Raw genomic sequence first — 669 nt, 5'->3', positions numbered from 1 at the left:
CGGATGCGGTTGGAGGTCGCGGTTCCCTGTTTGGCGAGGTCATCATCGAATCCGCAGAGCATCGAGAGCTCTGCGACCTGCTCTTCGGGGACCTCGACGGTGCGCAGGGTGTGGGGCATGGTGCGAGCGGCATCAGCAATAATATAGGCGTCTCGCGGATCGCTTTTGGCCTCGCCCGGATGCAAATCAGCGATGCGGCGCATCGCCAGACCGGGCAGGTAGGCAACCTGGATTCCAGCGGCTTGGGCGACCGCGACAGGCAGCGCGCCGATGGTGGCTGGCTGGTCCACCACAAAGAGCAGCCGTCCGTGCTTGGACAGGGACTTGATTAGGGATTTGAGCTTGGTCTCGTCTTGGGGCAGGGCCTTGTCCAGTAGTTTCTTCCCGGCCTTGTTCAGGGCTACTGCATGGTGGTTGGACTTGCCGACATCGACGCCGATAAAAACGTCGATGGTTTCGTGTTCGTTGATCATGGTGCACCTCATTCGTCAGGCCATCAACGGGTGGTGGCATCGGATGAAACAGTGCTGGCGCGTCCTTGTGGCTCCACGGCTCGGCATCCACGTTACGACCGACAATTGGACTGGTGCTGTCTTATCCGGATCCGGCCCCTATAAGCGATATCCCTGGTGCCTCTCGAATCTCGGTGACAGCACCCCCCGGATCATG

Annotated in this window: 1 protein-coding gene; it reads right to left on the bottom strand. The window is 60.2% G+C overall.

Annotated features, from left to right (window positions below; genetic code table 11):
• Positions 1 to 473: IS110 family transposase (locus tag ABEA12_RS14990; protein WP_345468794.1), on the bottom strand; the 473-nt coding region annotated here is incomplete at its 3' end.
• Positions 474 to 669: the final 196 nt, after the last annotated feature.

The organism is Paeniglutamicibacter antarcticus, from assembly GCF_039544305.1.
In the GTDB taxonomy this organism is placed as follows: domain Bacteria; phylum Actinomycetota; class Actinomycetes; order Actinomycetales; family Micrococcaceae; genus Paeniglutamicibacter; species Paeniglutamicibacter antarcticus_C.
This window is presented reverse-complemented; position numbering and strand designations above follow the sequence as displayed.